Source organism: Xanthomonas sp. SS, from assembly GCF_014236835.1.
Classification (GTDB): domain Bacteria; phylum Pseudomonadota; class Gammaproteobacteria; order Xanthomonadales; family Xanthomonadaceae; genus Xanthomonas_A.
This window is the reverse complement of the sequence record NZ_CP051190.1, coordinates 3,822,317-3,841,503: the sequence shown is the minus strand read 5'-3', so window position 1 is coordinate 3,841,503 and position 19,187 is coordinate 3,822,317. Positions and strand designations below refer to the sequence as shown.

Below are 19,187 nucleotides of genomic sequence, written 5' to 3'. Positions count from 1 at the left end.
GCTCACCACCGCCAGGTCAGCGACGCGTTGTAGTTGCGGCCGAAGATCGGACGCGCATAGATCGCCTCGGCGGTGCCTTGCCCGGACAGTGTGTCCACTCGTGCGTTGCCTTCGGTCAGGCCGGCGCTGTTGTCGACGTTGGCCGCATGCAGCTGCAGTTCCAGGTTGTCGCTGAGGCGGGCGAACAGGCCCAGGTCGTAGGTGGTGTAGGCCGGCAGCGCGGTGGCGTTGGTGTAGTCGACGTAGCGCTGGCCCATGCGGTAGGCGGTGGCCGACAGTTCCAGCGGACGCCCGGCGATGTCGAAGTACAGGGTCGGGCTCAGCGAGGCCATGAACTTGGGGATGCGCGAGATCTGCTTGCCGTCCAGGTCGCCGTAGCTGGCGCCGGTGCTGGCGTTGCTCAGGCTGCGGGTTTGCGGATCCTGCAGCGTGACCGAGCCGGTCATGCCGAAGTGCGCCGATGGACGCCAGGTGAACTCCGACTCCAGGCCGAAGGTCTGGGTCTGGCCGACCAGCGCCAGGGTCTGCACCGCACCGGCGTCGTCGAGCACGATCGCGCTGATCGACAGATCGTTAAAGCGGCTCCAGAACCCGACGGTGGAGAACGAGAAGGTGTCGCCGAAGGCGCCGCGCAGGCCGGCTTCGGCCTGGTCGATGTCGGTGACCGCCGCGTTCTGCGTCTGGTACACGTTCTGTAGCCGCGGCAGGCGCTGCGACTTGGTGTAGCGGGCGAAGGTCTGCAACTGCGGGGTCAGCGCGAACTCGGCGCCGAGCGTCCATTGCGTGGCATGGCGGCGGTCCTCGCGCGCGCTGAACGCGCCGCTGAGGCCGCCGGCGCTGTCGTCGGCCAGGGTGGTGGGATCGCCGAGGTTGCGTGTGGTGTTGGCGTACACGCCGCCGTCGGCGCTGTAGCGGGTGTAGCGCACGCCGGCGTCCACGCCGAAGCGGCCGAAGCGCGCCGAATCCCACAGGTACGGCGACAGGTAGGTGCCGTTGGCGAAGCCGCGGGTGACGCCGTTGCCGTAGCGCACGAAGCCGTTCTGGGTGACCGAGCCGACCACGTTGCCGGCCGCGTCGTAGGCCAGCACGTCCAGGCGCTGCGCATTGTTCTGCAGCGTGGTCAGCACGGTGTTCTGCAGGCGGTCCTGGGCGTATTCGAAGTGCTGCACGTTCACGCCGGCGGTGAGCGTGTGCTGGCCGAGCGCCGATTCGCCGAACGCCTTGCTCAGGCGCAGATCGTCGGACAGCGTGCGCAGGTGGGTGCGTGCGTTCCACAGGCCGCTTTCCAGCACCAGCCCATCGGCGCCGGCCGGATCGTAGACGGCGCCGTCGCCGCTGCTGACGTAGCCGACGCGGGCCACGCGGTTGCCGAAGCCGGTGCGCGCGCGGCCGAGCTGGGTGGACAGGTAGGCGGCGGCATCGGCGGGCGCGGCACCGGAGAACAGCGCGGTGTAGTCCACCTCGGCATCGACGAAGCGCATGCGATTGTTCAGGGTCAGGCCGTCGTCCAGGTTCCACTCCAGGTGGGTGCCGAGTTGCTTGACCTTGTTGTGGATGCCGTCGGCCAGATCCAGGTTGCGGGAAATGCGGCGGTTGCCGTCGAAGGTCGGCACCGTGGTCCGGCGCAGGTCGTTGGACAGCAGGGTGCCGTCCAGCGGGTCGAGCAGCGCCGACAGCGACTGCGACGGGTTGCGCGGATCGTCCAGCGGGATCGGGTTGTAGAACGCGGTGCGGTCGTCGAGGTACTTGGCGTCCACGTCGAGGATCGCATCGCCCATGAGGAAGGTCAGGTTGCCGCGCAACTGGCCGCCCTTGTCGGCGTTGTAGCCGGTCTCGCGCAGGCCGTCGTCGCTGCGGTGGTAGCCGCCGATGCTGTACAGCACGTTCTCGCTCAGCGGACCGGAGCTGTAGGCGTCCTCGCGGCGCAGGCCGTCGCTGCCGACGCTCATGCGTACCGCGCCCTCGGGCGTGGCGGTGCCGTGGCGGGTGATGGCGTTGACCGTGCCGCCCGGCGCATTGGTCGCGAACAGCGGCGAGGTGCCGCCGCGCACCACTTCCAGGCGCTCGGTCATCATGTCCAGGGAGAACAGCGTGTCGACGTTGAAGAAGCTTTCCTGCGGCTCGTCGAACAGGGTCATGCCGTCTTCCTGGTACTGCACGTAGTACCAGCCGCCGGCGGGTAGGCCGCGCACGTACAGGTTCTGGCCGCCGCCCTGGCCGCCGGAGGGCTCGGCCGAGAAGCCGGGCACGGCGCGCAGCATGTCGACGCTGCTGCTCGGCGCCGCGCGATCCAGGCGTTGCTTCGACACCACGCTGATCGCGAACGGCGCGTCCTTCTGCGACTGGCCCTGCGGGGTGCCGGTGACGACGATCTGATCCAGCGTGGTGGTGGCGTCGGCAGCGGCGGGGGCCTGTGGCGGCTCCTGGGCATTGGCTGCGCTGGCGGCAAGAACGGAAGACAGCGCCAGCGCGAGCAGGCTCTGGTGTGGATGGTTGGTACGCATGGAATCCCCCAATTAAAGTATGTGGGGGTAATACTATTTACCATGTATGAAACTTATGTGTCCACATGCTAGCGTTGCGGCACATCCATTTCTGGTCCACGCCGTCCCATGCTCCATGCCGATTTCCCGCCGCGCGTCAGCGCCGGCGGCCGCCAGTTGCTCGACCGTGTGTTCAAGGCCGGGGTGCAGACCCAGGCAGTGCTGAGTCGCGAGTTGGGCCTGTCGCAGCCCACGGTTGCGCGCCTGCTGCAGGGCTTCGTGCAGGACAGAATGGTGCAGCTCAGCGCGCGCGCCGCCGGGGGGCGCGGCAACCCCAGCGTCGATGTGCGCCTGGCGCCGGACTACGCCTACGCGTTCGGCATCGGCCTGATGGGCGACGTGGTGGCGATGGCCCTGGTCGATTTCGCCGGCGCGGTGCGCGGCCAGCGCCGCGTCGGCCTGGCCGACATGCGGCGCGCCCCGGTGCTGGCGCAGTTGCTGCGGTTCCGCGAGGAACTGCTGGCCGAAACCGGCGTGGATCCGGCGCGGGTGGTCGGCGCTGGCATGGCGATCTCGGCCTTCTTCACCGGTCAGGGCCAGCAGATGGCCGGGCCGCCGGCGCTGGAGGACTGGACCCAGGTCGAGCTGCGGCCGATCCTGGAAGAGGCGCTGGGCTGCCCGGTCACGGTGGAGAACGACGGCGCGGCGGCGGCGGTGGCCGAGAGCCTGTACGGGGTCGGCCGCGACTGCCGCGACTTCGCCTATCTGCACCTGACCAACGGCTTCGGCGGCGGCATCATCGCCGACGGCCGGCTGTTCCGCGGCCATCGCGGCAACGCCGGCGAGTTCGGCGGCATCTGGACCGTCGCCGGCATGGCCTATCCGAACCTGGACGCCTTGCTGTCCCTGGCGCGCGCGGCCGGGCAGGACTACGCCGGCGTCGAGCAGATGCTGGCCGACATCGGCCCGCACAGCCCGGGCGTGGACGCCTGGCTGGAGCTGGCCGCAGCGCCGTTCTCGCAGCTGTGCGCGTACCTGGCCTACACCCTGGATCCGCAGGCGATCGTCATCGGCGGACGCCTGCCTGCGCCGATCGGCGAACGCCTGATCGAACGCATCCGCATCCCGCGCGCACCAAACCGGCATGGCCTGGCGCCGCCGCTGCCGGAACTGCGCATCGCCGGTACCGCCGGCGACGCAGTGACCCTGGGCGCGGCGCTCATGCCATTGCAGCGAGCTTTCTTCGCCTGAGCGGGCGGCGCCCGGCCAGCAGCGCCAACAGCAGGCACAGCGCGCCGCAGGCCAGTGGACCGGCGGCCATCGCCCAGCGCAGCAGCTGGCAATGGCTCTCGCGGTAATCCACCGCGCCCAGCAACAGCCCGATCACGGCGATGCCGGCGGCCAGCGCCACCTGTGCGCTGGCGACCAGCGCGGCGAAGCACAGCGCGTGCTGGGCGACCCCGCGTTCGGCGGTCAGCTGCGCGTGCCAGGCCCAGACGAGCTGGCCGCTGCTGCCGCCGATCGCGCCGATCCATGCTGCCGCCAGCAGGCTCAGCTGCGGCCGTGCGGGCAGCGCCAGCGCGAACAGCGGCGCGCTCAGCAGCAGTGCCGCGCCGAGCCAGGCCAGCCGTTGTTGCGGCGAATGCCGCCGGCCCAACCGCGCCGCCAGCGGTTGCACCAGCACCGACCCCAGCGCATAGGCGATCAGCACCGCGCTGCCCCAGCCTGGCGACAGCAGGCCGTAGGCGGCCACGTACGGCGCCAGTTTGGTGAAGGCGGGCAGGGTCAGCGAGATCGCGGCGATCAGCAGCAGCGGCTGCCAGGGAATCGCGCGCCAGCACGGCGCCGGCTCGGTGCACGTCGGCGCGCCGGGTGTAGCGTGCGGAAGCGGCGCACCACCGCGCGTTAGTACGCGTCGCAGCTGCCATGCGCACACCACAGCCACTGCGGCCAACAGGGCGCTGGCCTGCAGTGCGAAGGCCGCGCCGCCGGCGCCCCGCGCCAGCATCGCGCCAACCATCGCGCTGATCAGCAGCGCCGCGATGCCGCTGCCGGCCAGACGCAACGCGCTGGCACCGTCGTGACCGCGCCATGGCCAACGCACCAGGCTCAGCAAGGTGTTCTGCGCCACGTCGCAGACGGCGTAAGCGGTGCGGAACAGCAGGCTGAGCACCAGCACGTAGCCCAGCCGCAGCGGCGCCGGCAGCAGCGGCGCGGCGAACACCAGCAGCAGCGCCAGCGCCGCTGCGCTCAGGCCGAGCCATTGCAGGTGCCCGCTGCTGGTCACCTCGCGCAAGCGCCGGCGCAGGCTCCAGCCGGCGCCGAGACCGATCGCTGCGCTGACCAGCAGGCCCAGCGCCAGCACCAACCCGGCGGCGACCGCGCCCAGTCCGGTGTGTTCGGTCAACGAATAGATCAGCAGCAGTTCGCTGGCGTACCACAGCAGGCTCTTGCCGAAATGCGCGCAGGCATACGCCGCCAGCGCGGTGCGCGGCAGCGATGGCAGCGATGGCTGGGTCTGTAGCGGAGCGGGCGAGGTCCGTTGCATCCCCGGCGTTATAGCGTCGCGATGCGACAGCACCAAGTCGGCCGTGCCGAGCGCTGCCTGCCGGGATCGCTGCCGCCGCAGCGCGGCACGCTTGCCTACAACTGCGCCGCCAGGCGGCTGCCCTGGGCGATGGCGCGCTTGGCATCCAGTTCCGCGGCGATGTCGGCGCCGCCGATCAGGTGCGGCTTGCGACCGGCCGCCTGCAGCGCAGCGTGCAGGTCGCGGCGCGGCTCCTGCCCGGCGCAGACCACCACGGTGCCGACCGGCAGCAACTGCTCGGTGCCGTCCACGCGGATGCGCAGGCCGGCATCGTCCATGCCCAGGTACTCGACCCCGCCGAGCATGGTCACGCCCTTCGCCTTGAGCGTGGCGCGGTGGATCCAGCCGGTGGTCTTGCCCAGGCGCGCGCCGGGACGGCCGGCACTGCGCTGCAGCAGCCACACCTTGCGCGCCGGCGCTTCCGGCTGCGGCTTGCGCAACGCGCCGCGCGCCTCGAACTGCGGATCCACGCCCCATTCGGCCATCCACCGCGCCGGGTCCAGCGCGGTCGAGACGCCGGCATGCACCAGGAACTCGCCGACGTCGAAACCGATGCCGCCGGCGCCGATGATCGCGACCGTGTCCGCCGCCTGCACCCGGCCCTGCAGCACATCGAGATAACTGACCACGTTGGGGTGATCGGCACCGGGGAAATCCACCGCGCGCGGCACGATGCCGGTGGCCAGCACCACTTCGTCGAAATCGGCCAGCAGCGCCGCATCGGCGGTAGTGTGCAGGCGCACGTCCACGCCGGTGGCCTCGAGCTGGTGGCGGAAATAGCGCAGCGTCTCGTGGAATTCTTCCTTGCCGGGAATGCGCTTGGCCACGTTGAACTGGCCGCCGATCTCCGCGGCGCTGTCGAACAGGGTGACGCGGTGGCCGCGTTCGGCCGCGACCGTGGCGCAGGCCAGTCCGGCCGGGCCGGCGCCGACCACGGCGACGCGCTTGGGCGCTGCCGTGGGCAGATAGTTCAGTTCGGTCTCGGCCGCGGCGCGCGGATTGACCAGGCAGCTGGCGGTCTTGTTCTCGAACACATGGTCCAGGCATGCCTGGTTGCAGGCGATGCAGGTGTTGATCGCCTGCGCCTGGCCACGCCGCGCCTTGTTCGGCCATTGCGGATCGGCCAGCAGCGGCCGCGCCAGCGACACCATGTCGGCGCCGCCGCCGGCGAGGATGCGCTCGGCCACGTCGGGCATGTTGATGCGGTTGGTGGCGATCAGCGGCACCCGCACGTACGGCTTGAGCTTGGCGGTGACGCCGGCGAACGCGGCGCGCGGCACCGAGGTGGCGATGGTCGGCACGCGCGCCTCGTGCCAGCCGATGCCGGAGTTGATCAGCGTCGCGCCGGCGGCTTCGATCGCCTGCGCCTGCGCCACGATCTCCTGCCAGTCGCTGCCGTCCTCGACCAGGTCCACCAGCGACAGCCGGTAGATGATGATGAAGTCCGGCCCGCAGGCTTCGCGGATCCGGCGCACGATCTCCACCGCGAAGCGCATGCGCCGGGTCGCGTCGCCGCCCCAGGCATCGTCGCGGCGGTTGCTGCGCGGGGCCACGAATTCGTTGATCAGATAGCCTTCCGAGCCCATCACTTCCACGCCGTCGTAGCCGGCCTCGCGTGCCAGCCGCGCGGCGCGCGCATAGGCGCCGATCTGGCGCTCGACCCCGCGTGCGGACAGGGCGCGCGGCGTGAACGGGTTGATCGGCGCCTTCAGCTTGGATGGCGCCACCGACAGCGGGTGGTAGGCGTAGCGCCCGGCATGCAGCAGCTGCAGGCAGATCTTGGCGCCGTGCGCATGCACCGCGGCGGTCACCTGCCGGTGCGGACGCACTTCCCACGGCCACGACAGCTTGCCGCCGAACGGTTTCAGCCAGCCGACCACGTTCGGGGCGAAGCCGCCGGTGACGATCAGTCCGGCGCCGCCGGCGGCGCGCTCGGCGAAATATGCGGCCAGCTTGGGGAAGTCGCGGGCGCGATCCTCCAGGCCGGTGTGCATCGAGCCCATCAGTACCCGGTTGCGCAGCTGGGTGAAGCCCAGGTCGAGCGGGGCGAACAGGTGCGGGTAGGCGGGGGAGGAGGGGTCGGGCTGGCCGGGGGCGGGCGACATGGCTTGGATACGCTGGCGTACGGAAGCGCGCAGGGTGACGTGAAACCTGGGCTACGGCAAGAGGGGCGTTGCCTTACCGTTGCCGTTGCTTTGGTTCAGGCGCTGGGCTTTTGGCTTTTGAAGCTTTGAAGCAAGAGCAAGAGCAAGAGCTTCCGCTGGCGCGGGTTACTTTTCTTTGCTTGTGCAAAGAAAAGTAACCAAAAGAAAGCACACCCCGCAGCGCGCCCTCCGCGCTACGCGCTCCGGGTCCGCAGCCCCGACGGGCATTTTTCGATGGCACATCCCTGTGCCAACGAAAAACGTCGCGCATCCTGCGCGCCGCCCTTCGGGTATTCGCCCGTCGGGTCTGCCGCGCTGAGGGGGCCCGGTAGATCAAAAGCAAAGGCGACAGCAACAGCAACAGCGGAGCTGGCGTGCGTTCTATGGAGCGGCCAATACCGCCGCGCGCAAAGCAGGGCGGTCGCGCCCGTGCCCTGATCGAACTGCGCCTGCAGCTCAGCTCCAGCCAACCAGCGCCAGTTTGCCGATGGTGCTGCCCGATTCCAGGCGTCGGTGCGCTTCGCGCAGGTTGGCTGAGTCGATTGGCGCCAGGGTCTCGGTCAGGGTGGTGCGCAACGCGCCGGCGTCGATCAGGCTGGCGGTGCGCGCCAGGATGCGGTGCTGCTCGATCATGTCGGCGGTCTTGAAGCGCGCCCGCGCGAACATCATTTCCCAGTGGATGCCGATGCACTTGGCCTTGTACGGATCGCCGATGCGCAGCGCGCCGGCCGGTTCCACGATCAGGCCGACGTGACCCTGCGGCGCGATCAGTTCGCCGAGCGCGTCCCAGTAGCGATCGGTGTCGGCCAGGTTCAGCGCCGCATCCACCTGTTCGATGCCCAGCGCCTGAAGCTGCGGCGCCAATGGCTGGCGATGGTCGATCACGTGCTGCGCGCCCAGTTGCAGGCACCAATCGCGGGTCTGCTGGCGCGAGGCGGTGGCGATGACCTCGAAGCCGGCGTGCCGCGCCAGCTGGATCGCGATCGAGCCGACGCCGCCGGCGCCGCCGATCACCAACAGCCGGCGGCCGCGGTTGCGCTCGTCGTCGAAGTCGAACGGCATGCGCTGGAACAGTAGTTCCCAGGCGGTCAGCGTGGTCAGCGGCAGCGCCGCGGCCTGCGCGAAATCCAGCGTCGCCGGCTTGCGCGCGACGATGCGCGCGTCGACCAACTGGTACTGCGCATTGCTGCCGGAACGGGTGATGTCGCCGGCGTAATAGACCTCGTCGCCGGGTTCGAACCCCTCGACATCGGCGCCGACCGCCTCGACCACGCCGGCCGCGTCGTAGCCCAGCACCTTGGGCTGCGCTTCCACCTGCGGCTTGGGCGCGCGCACCTTGGTGTCGACCGGATTGACCGAAACGGCTTCCACCCGCACCAGCAGGTCGAAGCCGGTGGGGGTGGGCGGGGTGGGCAGGTCTGTATCGAACAGCGACTGCGGATCGTCGATCGGCAGGTAGCGGGTCAGGGCGACGGCTTTCATGGTGTCTCCAGGAGTGCGGAATCGATGGTCGGAGTGCGTGGCGGTTGCTGCGGCGTGCGGCGTGTTCGGCTCACACCGGCCGCGGATTGCGCTCGGCGAAGCCGCGCTGATGCCAGTACGGATACGGCGGCACCACCGCGCTGGCCGCGTCCAGCCGTTGCACCTGCGCGGCGTCGAGATTCCAGCCGACCGCGCCCAGGTTCTGCCGCAACTGTTCCTCGTTGCGCGCGCCGATGATGACGCTGCTCACCGTGGGCCGCTGCAGCAGCCAGTTCAGCGCGATCTGCGGCACGCTCTTGCCGGTCTCGGCGGCGATCGCGTCGAGTGCGTCGATCACCCGGTACAGGCGCTCGTCCTCCACCGGCGGGCCGGCCTCGGTGACCTTGCTGTTGTGCAGGCGGCTGCTGTCCGGCAGCGGCTGGCCGCGGCGGATCTTGCCGGTCAGCCGGCCCCAGCCCAACGGACTCCACACCACCGCGCCGACGCCCTGGTCCAGCCCCAGCGGCATCAGCTCTTCCTCGTAGTCGCGGCCGATCAGCGAGTAGTAGGTCTGATTGGCGACGTAGCGCGACCAGCCGTAGCGATCCGCCACCGCCAGCGACTTCATCAGGTGCCAGCCGGAGAAATTGGACACGCCCAGATAGCGGATCTTGCCGGCCCGGACCAGGTCGTCGAGCGTGGACAGGGTTTCTTCCACCGGCGTCTTCGCGTCGAAGCCGTGCAACTGGAACAGGTCGATGTAGTCGGTGTCCAGGCGCTTGAGCGCGGCGTCGACCGCGCGCAGCAGGTGGAAGCGCGAGGAGCCGGCGCTGTTCGGAGCGTCGGGGTCGAAGCGGAAGGTGGCCTTGGTCGAGATCAGCACCTGGTCGCGGCGGCCCTTGATCGCCGCGCCCAGCACCGATTCGGCGGCGCCGCCGGAATAGATGTCGGCGCTGTCGAACAGGTTGACCCCGGCCTCCAGGCAGATGTCGATCAGGCGCCGCGCCTGGTCCACGTCCGAATTGCCCCAGGCGGCGAAGAACTCGTTCGAGCCGGCGAAGGTGCCGGTGCCGAAGCTGAGCACGGGGACCTTGAAGCCGGAGGCGCCGAGATGACGGTATTCCATGGTGGAGATTCCTTTGCGGGGGAACGGAAGGGAGGGGCGGTCAGCGTGGCGAGGCGGCGGCGCGATGCGTGTCGGCCGTGTTGCCGAGCACGCGCGCGGCGGCTTCGGCCATGGCGGCATAGCCGGCATCGCCGGGGTGCAGGTGATCGCCGGAATCGAACGCGGGCAGCATGCGGGTAGGGTGCGCGGGGTCGCGGAGCAGGGCGTCGAAATCGATGATCGCATCGAAACCGTTGCCATCGCGTATCCACGCGTTGACCTGCTGGCGCACGCGCTCCTTGTCCGCGCTGTAGTAGCCGCGGATCGGCGTGTCCGGCAACGCGCCCTCGAACGGGGTCAGCGTGGCGCCGATCACGCGCAGACCGCGCGCCTGCGCACGTTGCAGCAGTTGCCGGTAGCCGGCGATCAGCTCCTGCGCGGAGACCGGCGCATCGTCCGGCGCGAACGGCGTGGCGTACCAACTGATGTCGTTGATGCCGATCAGCAGCACCAGCGTGCGTACGCCGGGCTGCGCCAGCACGTCGCGATCCAGCCGCGCCAGCGCATTGCTGCCCATGCGGTCGCGCAGCACGCGGCCGCCGGAGATGCCGGCGTTGAGCACCGCCACCCGCTGCGCCGCCAGCCGTGTGGCCAACTGGTCCGGCCAGCGCCGGTCGCCGCCCGGGGTGGACGCGGCGCCGTCGGTGATCGAATCGCCGAGCGCCACCACCGCGCCGGCGGCATCGGCGCGGCGCACCTGGATGCCGCTGACGAACAGCCGCACCGGCAGTGCCGTGGCATCGTCCAGCGCCGCATCCGCGGTGCGCTCGCCTGCGGCCAGCCAGGCGCTCTGCAGGCCTTCCCAATGGAAGGTGGACGGCGCGGTCGGCTGCGGCAGGTACAGGCTGACGCTGAGCCGGGCCAGGTCCGGCACGCTCAGCGCGACCGGATCGCTGAGCACCGGCGCGCCAGGCGGGATGGTCACCGCGCGCTGTCCGCCGAAGCGCAGTTCGCGGTCCGAGCCGGGTACGGTTGCCGCGCCGTCGCTGGCCAATGCCAGGTGCGCGGCGCCGATCTGCAGCGGCTCGCGGCCGTAGGCGTTGGACAGTTCCACCCGCACCGTCTCGCCGCCCAGGCTGATCCGCGCCACCTGGCGCACGGTCTGCCGCCACAGGTTGAACGGGGTCTGGGTCGGGAACGGGAAGTCTGCGGCCCACAGCGGCTGCGGGCTCGCCTGCCAGGTCGCGATCCAGTCGCGCTCGGCCGCGCCGGCCGGCAACGCGAACGCGCCCAACAAGGCCGTGGCCAGCGCGGCCTGGCGCAGGTGCCGACTCATGCCGCACCGCCCGCGGCGCAGGCCGCCGCCGGCGCAGGTTCGGATGCGGGCGACAGCCGCAGCGCCAGCAGCGCCACCGCCAGGCCGGCCGCGGTGACCAGCGCCGCCGCCCAGGGCAAGTGCGCCAGGCTGCCGCCGTGGCCGATCACCAGTCCGCCGAGCCAGGCGCCCAGCGCGTTGCCCAGGTTGAACGCGCCGATGTTCAGGCTCGACGCCAGATGCTGCCCGGCGTCGCCGGCCTTGCCCAGCACCCACAGTTGCAGCGGCGCCACCGTGGCGAACGCGGCCACCCCGAGCAGGCCGACCCCCAGCGTCATCGCCGGTGCCGAGCGCAGCGCGAAGGCCAGCGCCGCCAGCACCAGCGCCAACAGGCCCAGGGTGAGCGGCAAGGCCTGTCGCGGATGGCGATCGGCCAGGCGTCCGCCGAACACGTTGCCGACGATCATGCCCACCCCGAACACCAGCAGCAGCGGCGACACCGCGCTGTCGGCCAGGCCGGTGACCCGGGTCAGGAGCGGCTGGATGTAGGTGTAGACGGTGAACACGCCGGCATAGCCGAGCACGGTCGTCGCCAGCCCCAGCAGCACCGGCGCGCGGCCGACCGCGCGCAGTTCGTCGCGCAGCGGCAGGGTGGGAGCGGCGTCGTCGCTGGCCGGGACCAGCGCGGCGATCACCACGGTGGCCAGCAGGCCGATCGCGGCCACCGCCCAGAACGTCGCGCGCCAGCCGTACTGCAGGCCCAGCCAGGCGCCGGCCGGCACCCCCAGCAGGGTGGCGACGGTGAGTCCGGTGAACATGGTGGCGATCGCCGAGGCCTTGCGCTGCGGCGCCACCAGGCCGGTGGCGACTACCGCGCCGACGCCGAAGAAGGTGCCGTGCGCCAGCGAGGTGACCACCCGCGCCGCCATCAGCGTGGCGTAGTCCGGCGCCAGCGCGCAGGCCAGGTTGCCGGCGGTGAACACCAGCATCAGCGCCACCAGCACCCGCTTGCGCGGCCAGCGCCGGCTGGCCACGGTCAGCAGCGGCGCGCCGACGAACACGCCCAGCGCATAGCCGGAAATCAGCAGCCCGGCGGCCGGGACGCTGACCTGCAGGTCGGCCGCGACCTGCAGCAGCAGGCCCATGATCACGAACTCGGTGGTGCCGATGCCGAATGCGCCGGCGGTCAGCGCGAACAGGGCGAGCGGTAGCCGCGGCGGCGCGGCGCCTGGCGGAGGTGCGGGAAGCGCGGCCATGACGGCTCCGGAAGACGGGACGGAGCACAGCCTAGATCCGCGCTTTATCAGCACAAACTGGCAAGATATTGAGTGACTTTCAACGGAATCCATAAAATGGACCGGATCGGCGACATCGCGTTGTTCCTGCGCGTGCTTGACCTGGGCTCGATCAGCGCTGCCGCGCGCAGCCTGGATCTGTCGGTGGCGGTCGCCAGCCAGCGGCTGAAGCGGCTCGAGCGCGATCTCGGCGTGCGCCTGCTGCACCGGACCACGCGGCGCCTGCATCCCACGCCCGAAGGCCTGCAGTTGGCCGAGCAGGGCCGCGCGCTGGTCGAGGACCTGGAGTCGCTGGCCGGCGGCCTGCGCGAAGCCGGCCGCAGCGCCGCCGGCACCTTGCGGGTGACCATGTCGGCCTCGTTCGGGCGCCAGTACGTATCGCCGCTGCTGCCGCAGTTCATGGCCCTGTATCCGCAGATGAGGTTGAGCGTGCACCTGAGCGACAACGTGGTGGACCTGGTCAGCGAGGGCTTCGACCTGGCGATCCGGATCGGCGCGCTGCGCGATTCCAGCCTGGTGGCGCGGCGCCTGGCCGGCAACCGCCGGGTGCTGTGCGCCGCTCCCGACTACCTGCGCCGCCACGGCGAACCGGCCACCCCGGCGGACCTGGCCGCGCATGCCTGCCTGCTGCTGACCGGCGCCGAAGGCCGCCAGGACACCTGGCACCTGCACGGCGCCGAGGGCGAGGTCGCGGTCAAGGTCGGCGGGCCGCTGGAATCCAACTTCGGCGAAGTACTGCGCGATGCGGTGCTCAATGGCCAGGGCATTTCCCTGCATTCGGTTTGGCATGTGGCCGAGGACCTGCGCCACGGGCGCCTGCGCCAGGTGCTGCCGCAGTACACGATCGCCGAGACCGGCATCTACGCGGTGATGCCGCAGCGCCGGCTGGTGCCGCCGCGTGTGCGCGCCTTCGTCGAGTTCATGCAGGTTCAGCTGGCGGATCCGCCGCCTTGGGAGCGCCTGGAGTGAGACGGCCGTACAAAACCGGCATGCTGTCTACACGCGCCGACAGGCCCGAAGCGCCGCATTGCATCATTTCATGAAGCTGTATACGGTGTATCCACGACCGCCGAGGGTCTGGTCGTGGGTTTCACATGTTACGTGCCTGTTAACGCGGTCTTCACCATGCCGAGCATAATGTGCGCGGCGATGGCGTGCGGAACGGCCGTCTGGATGTGACGAGACATCTGTACTGAACCATGCCCTATCGGTTTCTATATCCCCGAAACAAGGAGCTGTATTAATGAACAAGAAAATTCTCACCGCCGCGTTGCTGGGCGGTCTGGCCGTCGCCCAGGCAGCGTCCGCACAGGAATTCGACGACCGCTGGTACCTGACCGGTTCGGCCGGTTTCAACTTCCAGGACAACGACCGTCTGACCAACGACGCCCCGTTCGTCACCCTGGGTCTGGGCAAGTTCGTCAGCCCGAACTGGTCGATCGACGGTGAACTGAACTATCAGAACCCGAACTTCGACGCCAACCAGGACCTGAACTGGAGCCAGTACGGCATCTCGTTCGACCTGCGTCGCCACTTCATCCAGGAAGGCCGTGGCTGGAACCCGTACCTGCTGTTCGGTCTGGGCTACCAGCGTTCGGAAGAAGAGTTCGACACCGGCGGCGCCGTGTCCCCGGGCCAGCGCAAGGACGGCAACTTTGCCGCCAAGGCCGGCGTCGGTCTGCAGACCACCTTCGACAAGCGCGTTGCCGTGCGTGCCGAAGTGGCCTACCGCGCTGACTTCGACGACCAGAGCGTTGCCGCTCCGTCCGAGAACTGGTTCGGCGACGTGCTGGCTTCGGTCGGCGTCGTGATCCCGCTCGGCCCGCCGCCGTCTGCTCCGGTTGCCGCTCCTGCTCCGACCGCTGCCCCGAGCTGCGCGGACATGGACGACGACGGTGACGGCGTCAACAACTGCGACGACAAGTGCCCGGCTTCGCAGCCCGGCCAGACCATCGGTCCGGACGGTTGCCCGGTGCCTGTGTCGATCGACCTGAAGGGCGTCAACTTCGACTTCAACAAGTCGACCCTGCGTCCGGACGCGATCGCGATTCTGAGCGAAGCCACCGAGATCCTGAAGCGTTACCCCGACCTGAAGGTCGAGGTCGCCGGTCACACCGACTCGAAGGGTACCGACGCTTACAACCAGAAGCTGTCCGAGCGTCGTGCGACCACCGTGTATGACTACCTGACCAAGAACGGCGTGGACGCTTCGCGTCTGGTCGGTCCGATCGGTTACGGCGAGAGCCGCCCGATTGCGCCGAACACCAACCCGGATGGTTCGGACAACCCGGAAGGCCGTGCGAAGAACCGTCGTACCGAGCTGAACGTCCAGAACTAATCGGACGCTTCATGCTTCATGCTTCAAGCAAAGCCCGGCCTCGCGCCGGGCTTTGTTTTTGTGCGCCCGGAAAACATCGCGCGCATCTGTAGGAGCGGCTTCAGCCGCGACATTTGCCTTGCCGGAGAGGACATGTCGCGGCTGAAGCCGCTCCTACAAGGCGCGACACAAAGCCCTTCGCCAAGCTGAACTTTTTCAGCCTTCCCAATTATTTAGCGCATGCAGTGCCGGTATCGGTTGAAACTGCGCCTGGCCCTGCCTACACTCGCGGCGTCGTCTCGCCTGAATGGAAAAAAACCGATGCTGCGTATCGTTACGGCCGGCCTGCTTGGTCTTGCCTTGATTCCTGCCGCCCATGCCGCACCGGATTGCTCCGGCGACGTGCTGCCCAAGCCGTTGCCGCTGCCGGCCACGGTCGGTGCGCCGATCGCCTCGGAGCTGTACACGCGCAACCTGCAGCTGGGTATGCCCAGCGGCGTGCTGGCGCAGTCCTACAGCAGCGACCAGTCGCTGGACCGGGTGCTGCTGCGGCTGCGCGCCGAAGGCTGCCAGAGCCTGGCCAACGCGATGCCGGCCGGCGGTGCAGTGAAGCCGAACGATCCGGCCGCCTATAAGCCGACCACCGCGTTCGACAACACCCCGTGGCGCTTCGACATGAGCCAGAACGGCAAGCGCATGACCGCCGAAGAGTTCGACGCCTGGATGAAGGCGCGCGGCGTGCGTGTGGTCAAGGCGCGTCCGGCACCGGCCGCCGTGCCCGCCGCCGCACCGGCGCCCGCCGCGGCCGCGCCGGTCGACAAGCAGTAAGCGCTGCGCGCGGTCGCCGACCGCGCCTGCGTACGAAGCGCGAGCGGTGAAGCCTCCTTCGCGTTCCCGCCGTCCCGCGCCGCGCACCTCGGTGCCGGCGGCCGGCGCCTCGCGTTCGCCGCGCGCGGCGGTGGCCGGCGAGGCCCGCCACGGCCTGGCGCGCACGCTGTCCAAGCTCGGCCTGTGCTCGCGCACCGAAGCCGCGCGCTGGATCGCCGCCGGCCGCGTCGCGGTCGACGGCCGCACCGTCACCGATCCCGAATTCCCGATCCTGCGCGGCCGCCACCGGCTGGCGCTCGATGGCGTGCCGCTGGCCGCTACGCAGCGCCTGTACCTGATGCTCAACAAGCCGCGCGGCCTGGTCACTACCGTGCAGGACGAGCGCGGCCGCGACACCGTCTACCGCTGTTTCGACGGCGCCGGCTTGCCCTGGCTGGCGCCGGTCGGGCGCCTGGACAAGGCCAGCGAGGGCTTGCTGCTGTTCTGCAACGATCCGCAGTGGGCGGCACGGGTCGCCGATCCGGCCAGCGGCCCGGACAAGACCTATCACGTGCAGGTCGATGCGCTACCCGACGCGGCCCTGCTGGCGCGCATGTGCGCCGGCGTCGTCGCCGACGGCGAGCCGCTGCGCGCCAAGCAGGCGCGGCTGTTACGGCAAGGCGACAAGCACGCCTGGCTGGAAGTGGTGCTGGACGAGGGCCGCAATCGGCAGATCCGGCGCCTGCTCGCCGAACTCGATCTGGGCGTGCTGCGTCTGGTGCGGGTGGCGATCGGCGGGCTGGCGCTGGGCGAACTGGGCAAGGGCGCCTGGCGCGAACTCAGTGCCGCCGAGGTCAGGGCGCTGGCGCCGGCAGCGGACGCCAGCGCGCCAGCCGCGCGCTGAGCAGGGCGGCGACCACCGCGTAGGCACGCGCATCCTGCGGGCCGCGCGCATCGTGATGGCGACCTTTAGTGTGATTGCAGCCGGCACAGGCCAGGGCAAGATTGCGCGCATCGTTCGCGTCGTCGCCGACCAGGCCACACAGCGGCGCCGCCGCGCGGCGGCCGAACCAGGCCTGCGGCACCACGTGTTCCAGCGTGCTGTGGCCGAGCGGTTCGCCGTCGCCGCGCAGGCGCAGACGCCGGCGGCAATGCAGGCAGCGCGTCTCCCAGCCGTCTTCCAGGGCTTGCGCGTGGGCGTCGGTCTGGGCCGCCAACAACAGCCGTTGGCGCAGCACCGTGCGCATGCTCAGGCGGGGATGACGTTCAACTCGCGGCCGATGCGGACGAAGGCGTCGATCGCCCGGTCCAGCTGTTCGCGGGTATGCGCGGCGCTGATCTGGGTGCGGATCCGCGCTTGCCCCTTGGGCACCACCGGGAAGAAGAAGCCGATCGCGTAGATGCCTTCCTCCAGCAGCCGTTCGGCGAAGCGCTGCGCCAGCGGCGCGTCGTACAGCATCACCGGGCAGATCGGGTGGGTGCCGGGCTTGATGTCGAAGCCGGCCGCGGCCATGCGCTCGCGGAAGTGCCGGGTGTTCTCGACCAGCTGCGCGCGCAGGTCGGCTGCCGCGTCCAGCATCGCGAAGGCCTTGATCCCGGCGGCGACCACGTGCGGCGGCAGCGAGTTGGAAAACAGGTAGGGACGCGAGCGCTGGCGCAGCAGTTCGATCACCTCGCGCCTGCCGGTGGTGAAGCCGCCAAGCGCGCCGCCCATGGCCTTGCCCAGGGTGCCGGTGAAGATGTCGATCCGGTCCATCACGCCCTTGACCTCGGCCGAGCCGCGGCCGGTGGCGCCGAGGAAGCCGGTGGCATGGCATTCGTCGATATGCACCAGCGCACCGTACTTCTTCGCCAGCGCGGTGATCTCGTCGAGCGGGGCGATGAAGCCGTCCATCGAGAACACGCCGTCGCTGGTGATCAGCTTGGTCTTGCAGCCGGCGGCGTCGGCGGCCTGCAGCTGCGCTTCCAGGTCGGCCATGTCGCAGTTGGCGTAGCGGAAGCGCTTGGCCTTGCACAGGCGCACGCCATCGATGATCGAGGCGTGGTTGAGCGCATCGGAAATGATTGCATCGGCTTCGCCGAGCAGCGGCTCGAACAGGCCGCCGTTGGCGTCGAAGCAGGCGGCGTAGAGGATGGTGTCTTCGGTGCCGAAGAAGTCGGCGATGCGCGCTTCCAGTTGCTTGTGCAGATCCTGGGTGCCGCAGATGAAGCGCACCGAGGCCATGCCGAAGCCGTGGGTGTCCAGCGCATCCTTGGCCGCGGCGATCAGCGCCGGGTGGTCGGCCAGGCCCAGGTAGTTGTTGGCGCAGAAGTTCAGCACGCGGCGGCCGTCGGCCAGCACGATCTCGGCCGCCTGCGGGCCGACGATAATGCGTTCGGACTTGAACAGGCCTTGCGCGCGGATCGCGTCCAGTTCGTCGGCGTAGTGCTGGGTGAGGCGGGAATCGGTCATGACGGGCACGCGCAGGCGGGAGAAGCGGAGATTTTAACGCGGCGTGTGCGAAGGTCGGCGGGCGTCATGCAAAAATGGCATAAGCATCGGCGGCGAAGTCATTTCACCGGACCAATGCGGCTGCGCAGCATGGCGCACTGGCCGTGGTCGCATGGCCGGACTGCCCGTGCCCCCTGACCCTCTTCCGGAGTTCCGCCCATGCCCAGCTTCCTGCCGCGCCGATTCAGCCCGCTGCTCGCGCTCGCGCTGTGCGCGTTCGCCGGCACCGCCGTCGCGCGCGACGTGCAGCTGCTCAATGTGTCCTACGATCCCACGCGCGAGCTGTACCGCGACTACAACACCGCCTTCGCCAAGCACTGGGAGCAGACCCACAGCGGCGACAAGGTCACCGTGGAGACCTCGCACGGCGGTTCCGGCAAGCAGGCGCGCTCGGTCATCGACGGGGTCGAGGCCGACGTGGTGACGCTGGCGCTGGCCTACGACGTGGACGCGATCGCCGACAAGGGCAAGCTGATCGATCCGGGCTGGGTCAAGCGCCTGCCCGACAACAGCGCGCCGTACACCTCCACCATCGTGTTCCTGGTGCGCAAGGGCAACCCGAAGAAGATCAAGGACTGGCCGGACCTGCTGCGCACCGGCGTGTCGGTGATCACCCCGAACCCGAAGACCTCCGGCGGCGCGCGCTGGAACTACCTGGCCGCCTGGGCCTACGCCGACCACATCTTCAAGGGCGACCGCGAGCGCATCCTCGGCTACATGCGCGCGCTGTTCCGCAACGTGCCGGTGCTGGACACCGGCGCGCGCGGCGCCACCACCACCTTCGTCCAGCGCGGCATCGGCGACGTGCTGCTGGCCTGGGAGAACGAGGCGTTCCTGGCGCAGGAGGAACTGGGCAAGGACAAGTTCGAGATCGTGGTGCCGAAGCTGTCGATCCTGGCCGAGCCGTCGGTGGCGGTGGTCGACAAGAACGTCGACAAGCACGGCACTCGCGACGTCGCCGAGGAGTACCTGAAGTATTTGTATTCGCCGGAAGGGCAGAAGATCGCAGCCAAGCACTACTACCGCCCGCGCCATCCCGAATACGCCGACCGCGCCGACATCGCGCGCCTGCCGAAGGTGCAGTTGGTGACCATCGACCAGCAGTTCGGGTCCTGGGCCAAGGCGCAGGCCGAGCACTTCAACGATGGCGGCCTGTTTGACCAGATCCAGGCGAGCAAGTGA

The 19,187-nt window shown here is 69.8% G+C and carries 15 protein-coding genes; 6 read left to right on the top strand and 9 right to left on the bottom strand.

Going from position 1 to position 19,187, the window contains the following annotated elements:
• Positions 1 to 2: 2 nt before the first annotated feature.
• A complete protein-coding gene (locus tag HEP74_RS15990) occupies positions 3 to 2,504 on the bottom strand; it encodes a TonB-dependent receptor (RefSeq protein ID WP_185813716.1) in 2,502 nt (833 codons plus the stop codon).
• Positions 2,505 to 2,612: 108 nt separating this feature from the next.
• Between HEP74_RS15990 and HEP74_RS15985 the strand changes: the two genes are divergently transcribed.
• On the top strand, positions 2,613 to 3,734 hold the full coding sequence (locus HEP74_RS15985; protein WP_185813715.1) for an ROK family transcriptional regulator: 1,122 nt from the start codon (positions 2,613 to 2,615) through the stop codon (positions 3,732 to 3,734).
• On the opposite strand, the gene HEP74_RS15980 is transcribed toward HEP74_RS15985, so the two are convergent.
• The 6 genes from HEP74_RS15980 to HEP74_RS15955 all read right to left on the bottom strand — a co-directional run bounded on the left by HEP74_RS15980 (position 3,703) and on the right by HEP74_RS15955 (position 12,351).
• Complete coding sequence (locus HEP74_RS15980) at positions 3,703 to 5,031, bottom strand: MFS transporter (protein WP_185813714.1); 1,329 nt, start codon at positions 5,029 to 5,031, stop codon at positions 3,703 to 3,705. The genes HEP74_RS15985 and HEP74_RS15980 overlap by 32 nt on opposite strands.
• Positions 5,032 to 5,126: 95 nt before the next feature.
• Positions 5,127 to 7,175, bottom strand: a complete 2,049-nt coding sequence (locus tag HEP74_RS15975; protein ID WP_185813713.1) for an NADPH-dependent 2,4-dienoyl-CoA reductase — start codon at positions 7,173 to 7,175, stop codon at positions 5,127 to 5,129.
• A 495-nt stretch (positions 7,176 to 7,670) separates the two neighbouring features.
• Positions 7,671 to 8,696, bottom strand: coding sequence for a zinc-binding alcohol dehydrogenase family protein (locus HEP74_RS15970; protein WP_185813712.1), 1,026 nt, complete (start codon positions 8,694 to 8,696; stop codon positions 7,671 to 7,673).
• Between the two features lie 70 nt (positions 8,697 to 8,766).
• A complete protein-coding gene (locus HEP74_RS15965) occupies positions 8,767 to 9,801 on the bottom strand; it encodes an aldo/keto reductase (RefSeq protein ID WP_185813711.1) in 1,035 nt (344 codons plus the stop codon).
• A 40-nt stretch (positions 9,802 to 9,841) separates the two neighbouring features.
• Positions 9,842 to 11,116: an SGNH/GDSL hydrolase family protein gene (locus HEP74_RS15960; protein WP_185813710.1), complete on the bottom strand. Its 1,275-nt coding sequence runs from the start codon at positions 11,114 to 11,116 to the stop codon at positions 9,842 to 9,844.
• Positions 11,113 to 12,351 carry an MFS transporter gene (locus HEP74_RS15955; protein WP_185813709.1) on the bottom strand — a complete coding sequence of 413 codons (1,239 nt, stop codon included), beginning with the start codon at positions 12,349 to 12,351 and terminating at the stop codon, positions 11,113 to 11,115. The genes HEP74_RS15960 and HEP74_RS15955 overlap by 4 nt, the downstream gene beginning before the upstream one ends.
• A 96-nt stretch (positions 12,352 to 12,447) precedes the next feature.
• On the opposite strand from HEP74_RS15955, the gene HEP74_RS15950 reads away from it, so the two are divergent.
• The 4 genes from HEP74_RS15950 to HEP74_RS15935 all read left to right on the top strand — a co-directional run bounded on the left by HEP74_RS15950 (position 12,448) and on the right by HEP74_RS15935 (position 16,418).
• Positions 12,448 to 13,359 (top strand): LysR family transcriptional regulator, encoded by a 912-nt coding sequence (locus tag HEP74_RS15950; RefSeq protein WP_185813708.1) that lies wholly within the window; start codon positions 12,448 to 12,450, stop codon positions 13,357 to 13,359.
• Between the two features lie 274 nt (positions 13,360 to 13,633).
• Complete coding sequence (locus HEP74_RS15945) at positions 13,634 to 14,728, top strand: OmpA family protein (RefSeq protein WP_185813707.1); 1,095 nt, start codon at positions 13,634 to 13,636, stop codon at positions 14,726 to 14,728.
• 300 nt (positions 14,729 to 15,028) lie between these two features.
• Complete coding sequence (locus HEP74_RS15940) at positions 15,029 to 15,535, top strand: hypothetical protein (RefSeq protein WP_185813706.1); 507 nt, start codon at positions 15,029 to 15,031, stop codon at positions 15,533 to 15,535.
• Positions 15,536 to 15,581: 46 nt separating this feature from the next.
• Positions 15,582 to 16,418 (top strand): pseudouridine synthase, encoded by an 837-nt coding sequence (locus HEP74_RS15935; protein WP_524540746.1) that lies wholly within the window; start codon positions 15,582 to 15,584, stop codon positions 16,416 to 16,418.
• Here the strand turns inward: HEP74_RS15935 and HEP74_RS15930 are convergent.
• Positions 16,369 to 16,761, bottom strand: a complete 393-nt coding sequence (locus HEP74_RS15930) for an HNH endonuclease (protein WP_185813705.1) — start codon at positions 16,759 to 16,761, stop codon at positions 16,369 to 16,371. The genes HEP74_RS15935 and HEP74_RS15930 overlap by 50 nt on opposite strands.
• Before the next feature lie 2 nt (positions 16,762 to 16,763).
• A complete protein-coding gene (kbl, locus tag HEP74_RS15925) occupies positions 16,764 to 17,966 on the bottom strand; it encodes a glycine C-acetyltransferase (protein WP_185813704.1) in 1,203 nt (400 codons plus the stop codon).
• Positions 17,967 to 18,164: 198 nt separating this feature from the next.
• On the opposite strand from kbl, the gene HEP74_RS15920 reads away from it, so the two are divergent.
• Positions 18,165 to 19,187, top strand: a complete 1,023-nt coding sequence (locus HEP74_RS15920; protein WP_185813703.1) for a sulfate ABC transporter substrate-binding protein — start codon at positions 18,165 to 18,167, stop codon at positions 19,185 to 19,187.

Bases quoted from the DNA above. Each gene is read 5' to 3' on its own strand.
- HEP74_RS15990 (WP_185813716.1), bottom strand. From the start codon at position 2,504: ATGCGTACCAACCATCCACACCAGAGCCTGCTCGCGCTGGCGCTGTCT.
- HEP74_RS15940 (WP_185813706.1), top strand. From the start codon at position 15,029: ATGCTGCGTATCGTTACGGCCGGCCTGCTTGGTCTTGCCTTGATTCCT.
- HEP74_RS15985 (WP_185813715.1), top strand. From the start codon at position 2,613: ATGCTCCATGCCGATTTCCCGCCGCGCGTCAGCGCCGGCGGCCGCCAG.
- HEP74_RS15980 (WP_185813714.1), bottom strand. From the start codon at position 5,031: ATGCAACGGACCTCGCCCGCTCCGCTACAGACCCAGCCATCGCTGCCA.
- HEP74_RS15920 (WP_185813703.1), top strand. From the start codon at position 18,165: ATGCCCAGCTTCCTGCCGCGCCGATTCAGCCCGCTGCTCGCGCTCGCG.
- HEP74_RS15945 (WP_185813707.1), top strand. From the start codon at position 13,634: ATGAACAAGAAAATTCTCACCGCCGCGTTGCTGGGCGGTCTGGCCGTC.
- HEP74_RS15975 (WP_185813713.1), bottom strand. From the start codon at position 7,175: ATGTCGCCCGCCCCCGGCCAGCCCGACCCCTCCTCCCCCGCCTACCCG.
- kbl (WP_185813704.1), bottom strand. From the start codon at position 17,966: ATGACCGATTCCCGCCTCACCCAGCACTACGCCGACGAACTGGACGCG.
- HEP74_RS15950 (WP_185813708.1), top strand. From the start codon at position 12,448: ATGGACCGGATCGGCGACATCGCGTTGTTCCTGCGCGTGCTTGACCTG.
- HEP74_RS15930 (WP_185813705.1), bottom strand. From the start codon at position 16,761: ATGCGCACGGTGCTGCGCCAACGGCTGTTGTTGGCGGCCCAGACCGAC.
- HEP74_RS15955 (WP_185813709.1), bottom strand. From the start codon at position 12,351: ATGGCCGCGCTTCCCGCACCTCCGCCAGGCGCCGCGCCGCCGCGGCTA.
- HEP74_RS15970 (WP_185813712.1), bottom strand. From the start codon at position 8,696: ATGAAAGCCGTCGCCCTGACCCGCTACCTGCCGATCGACGATCCGCAG.
- HEP74_RS15965 (WP_185813711.1), bottom strand. From the start codon at position 9,801: ATGGAATACCGTCATCTCGGCGCCTCCGGCTTCAAGGTCCCCGTGCTC.
- HEP74_RS15960 (WP_185813710.1), bottom strand. From the start codon at position 11,116: ATGAGTCGGCACCTGCGCCAGGCCGCGCTGGCCACGGCCTTGTTGGGC.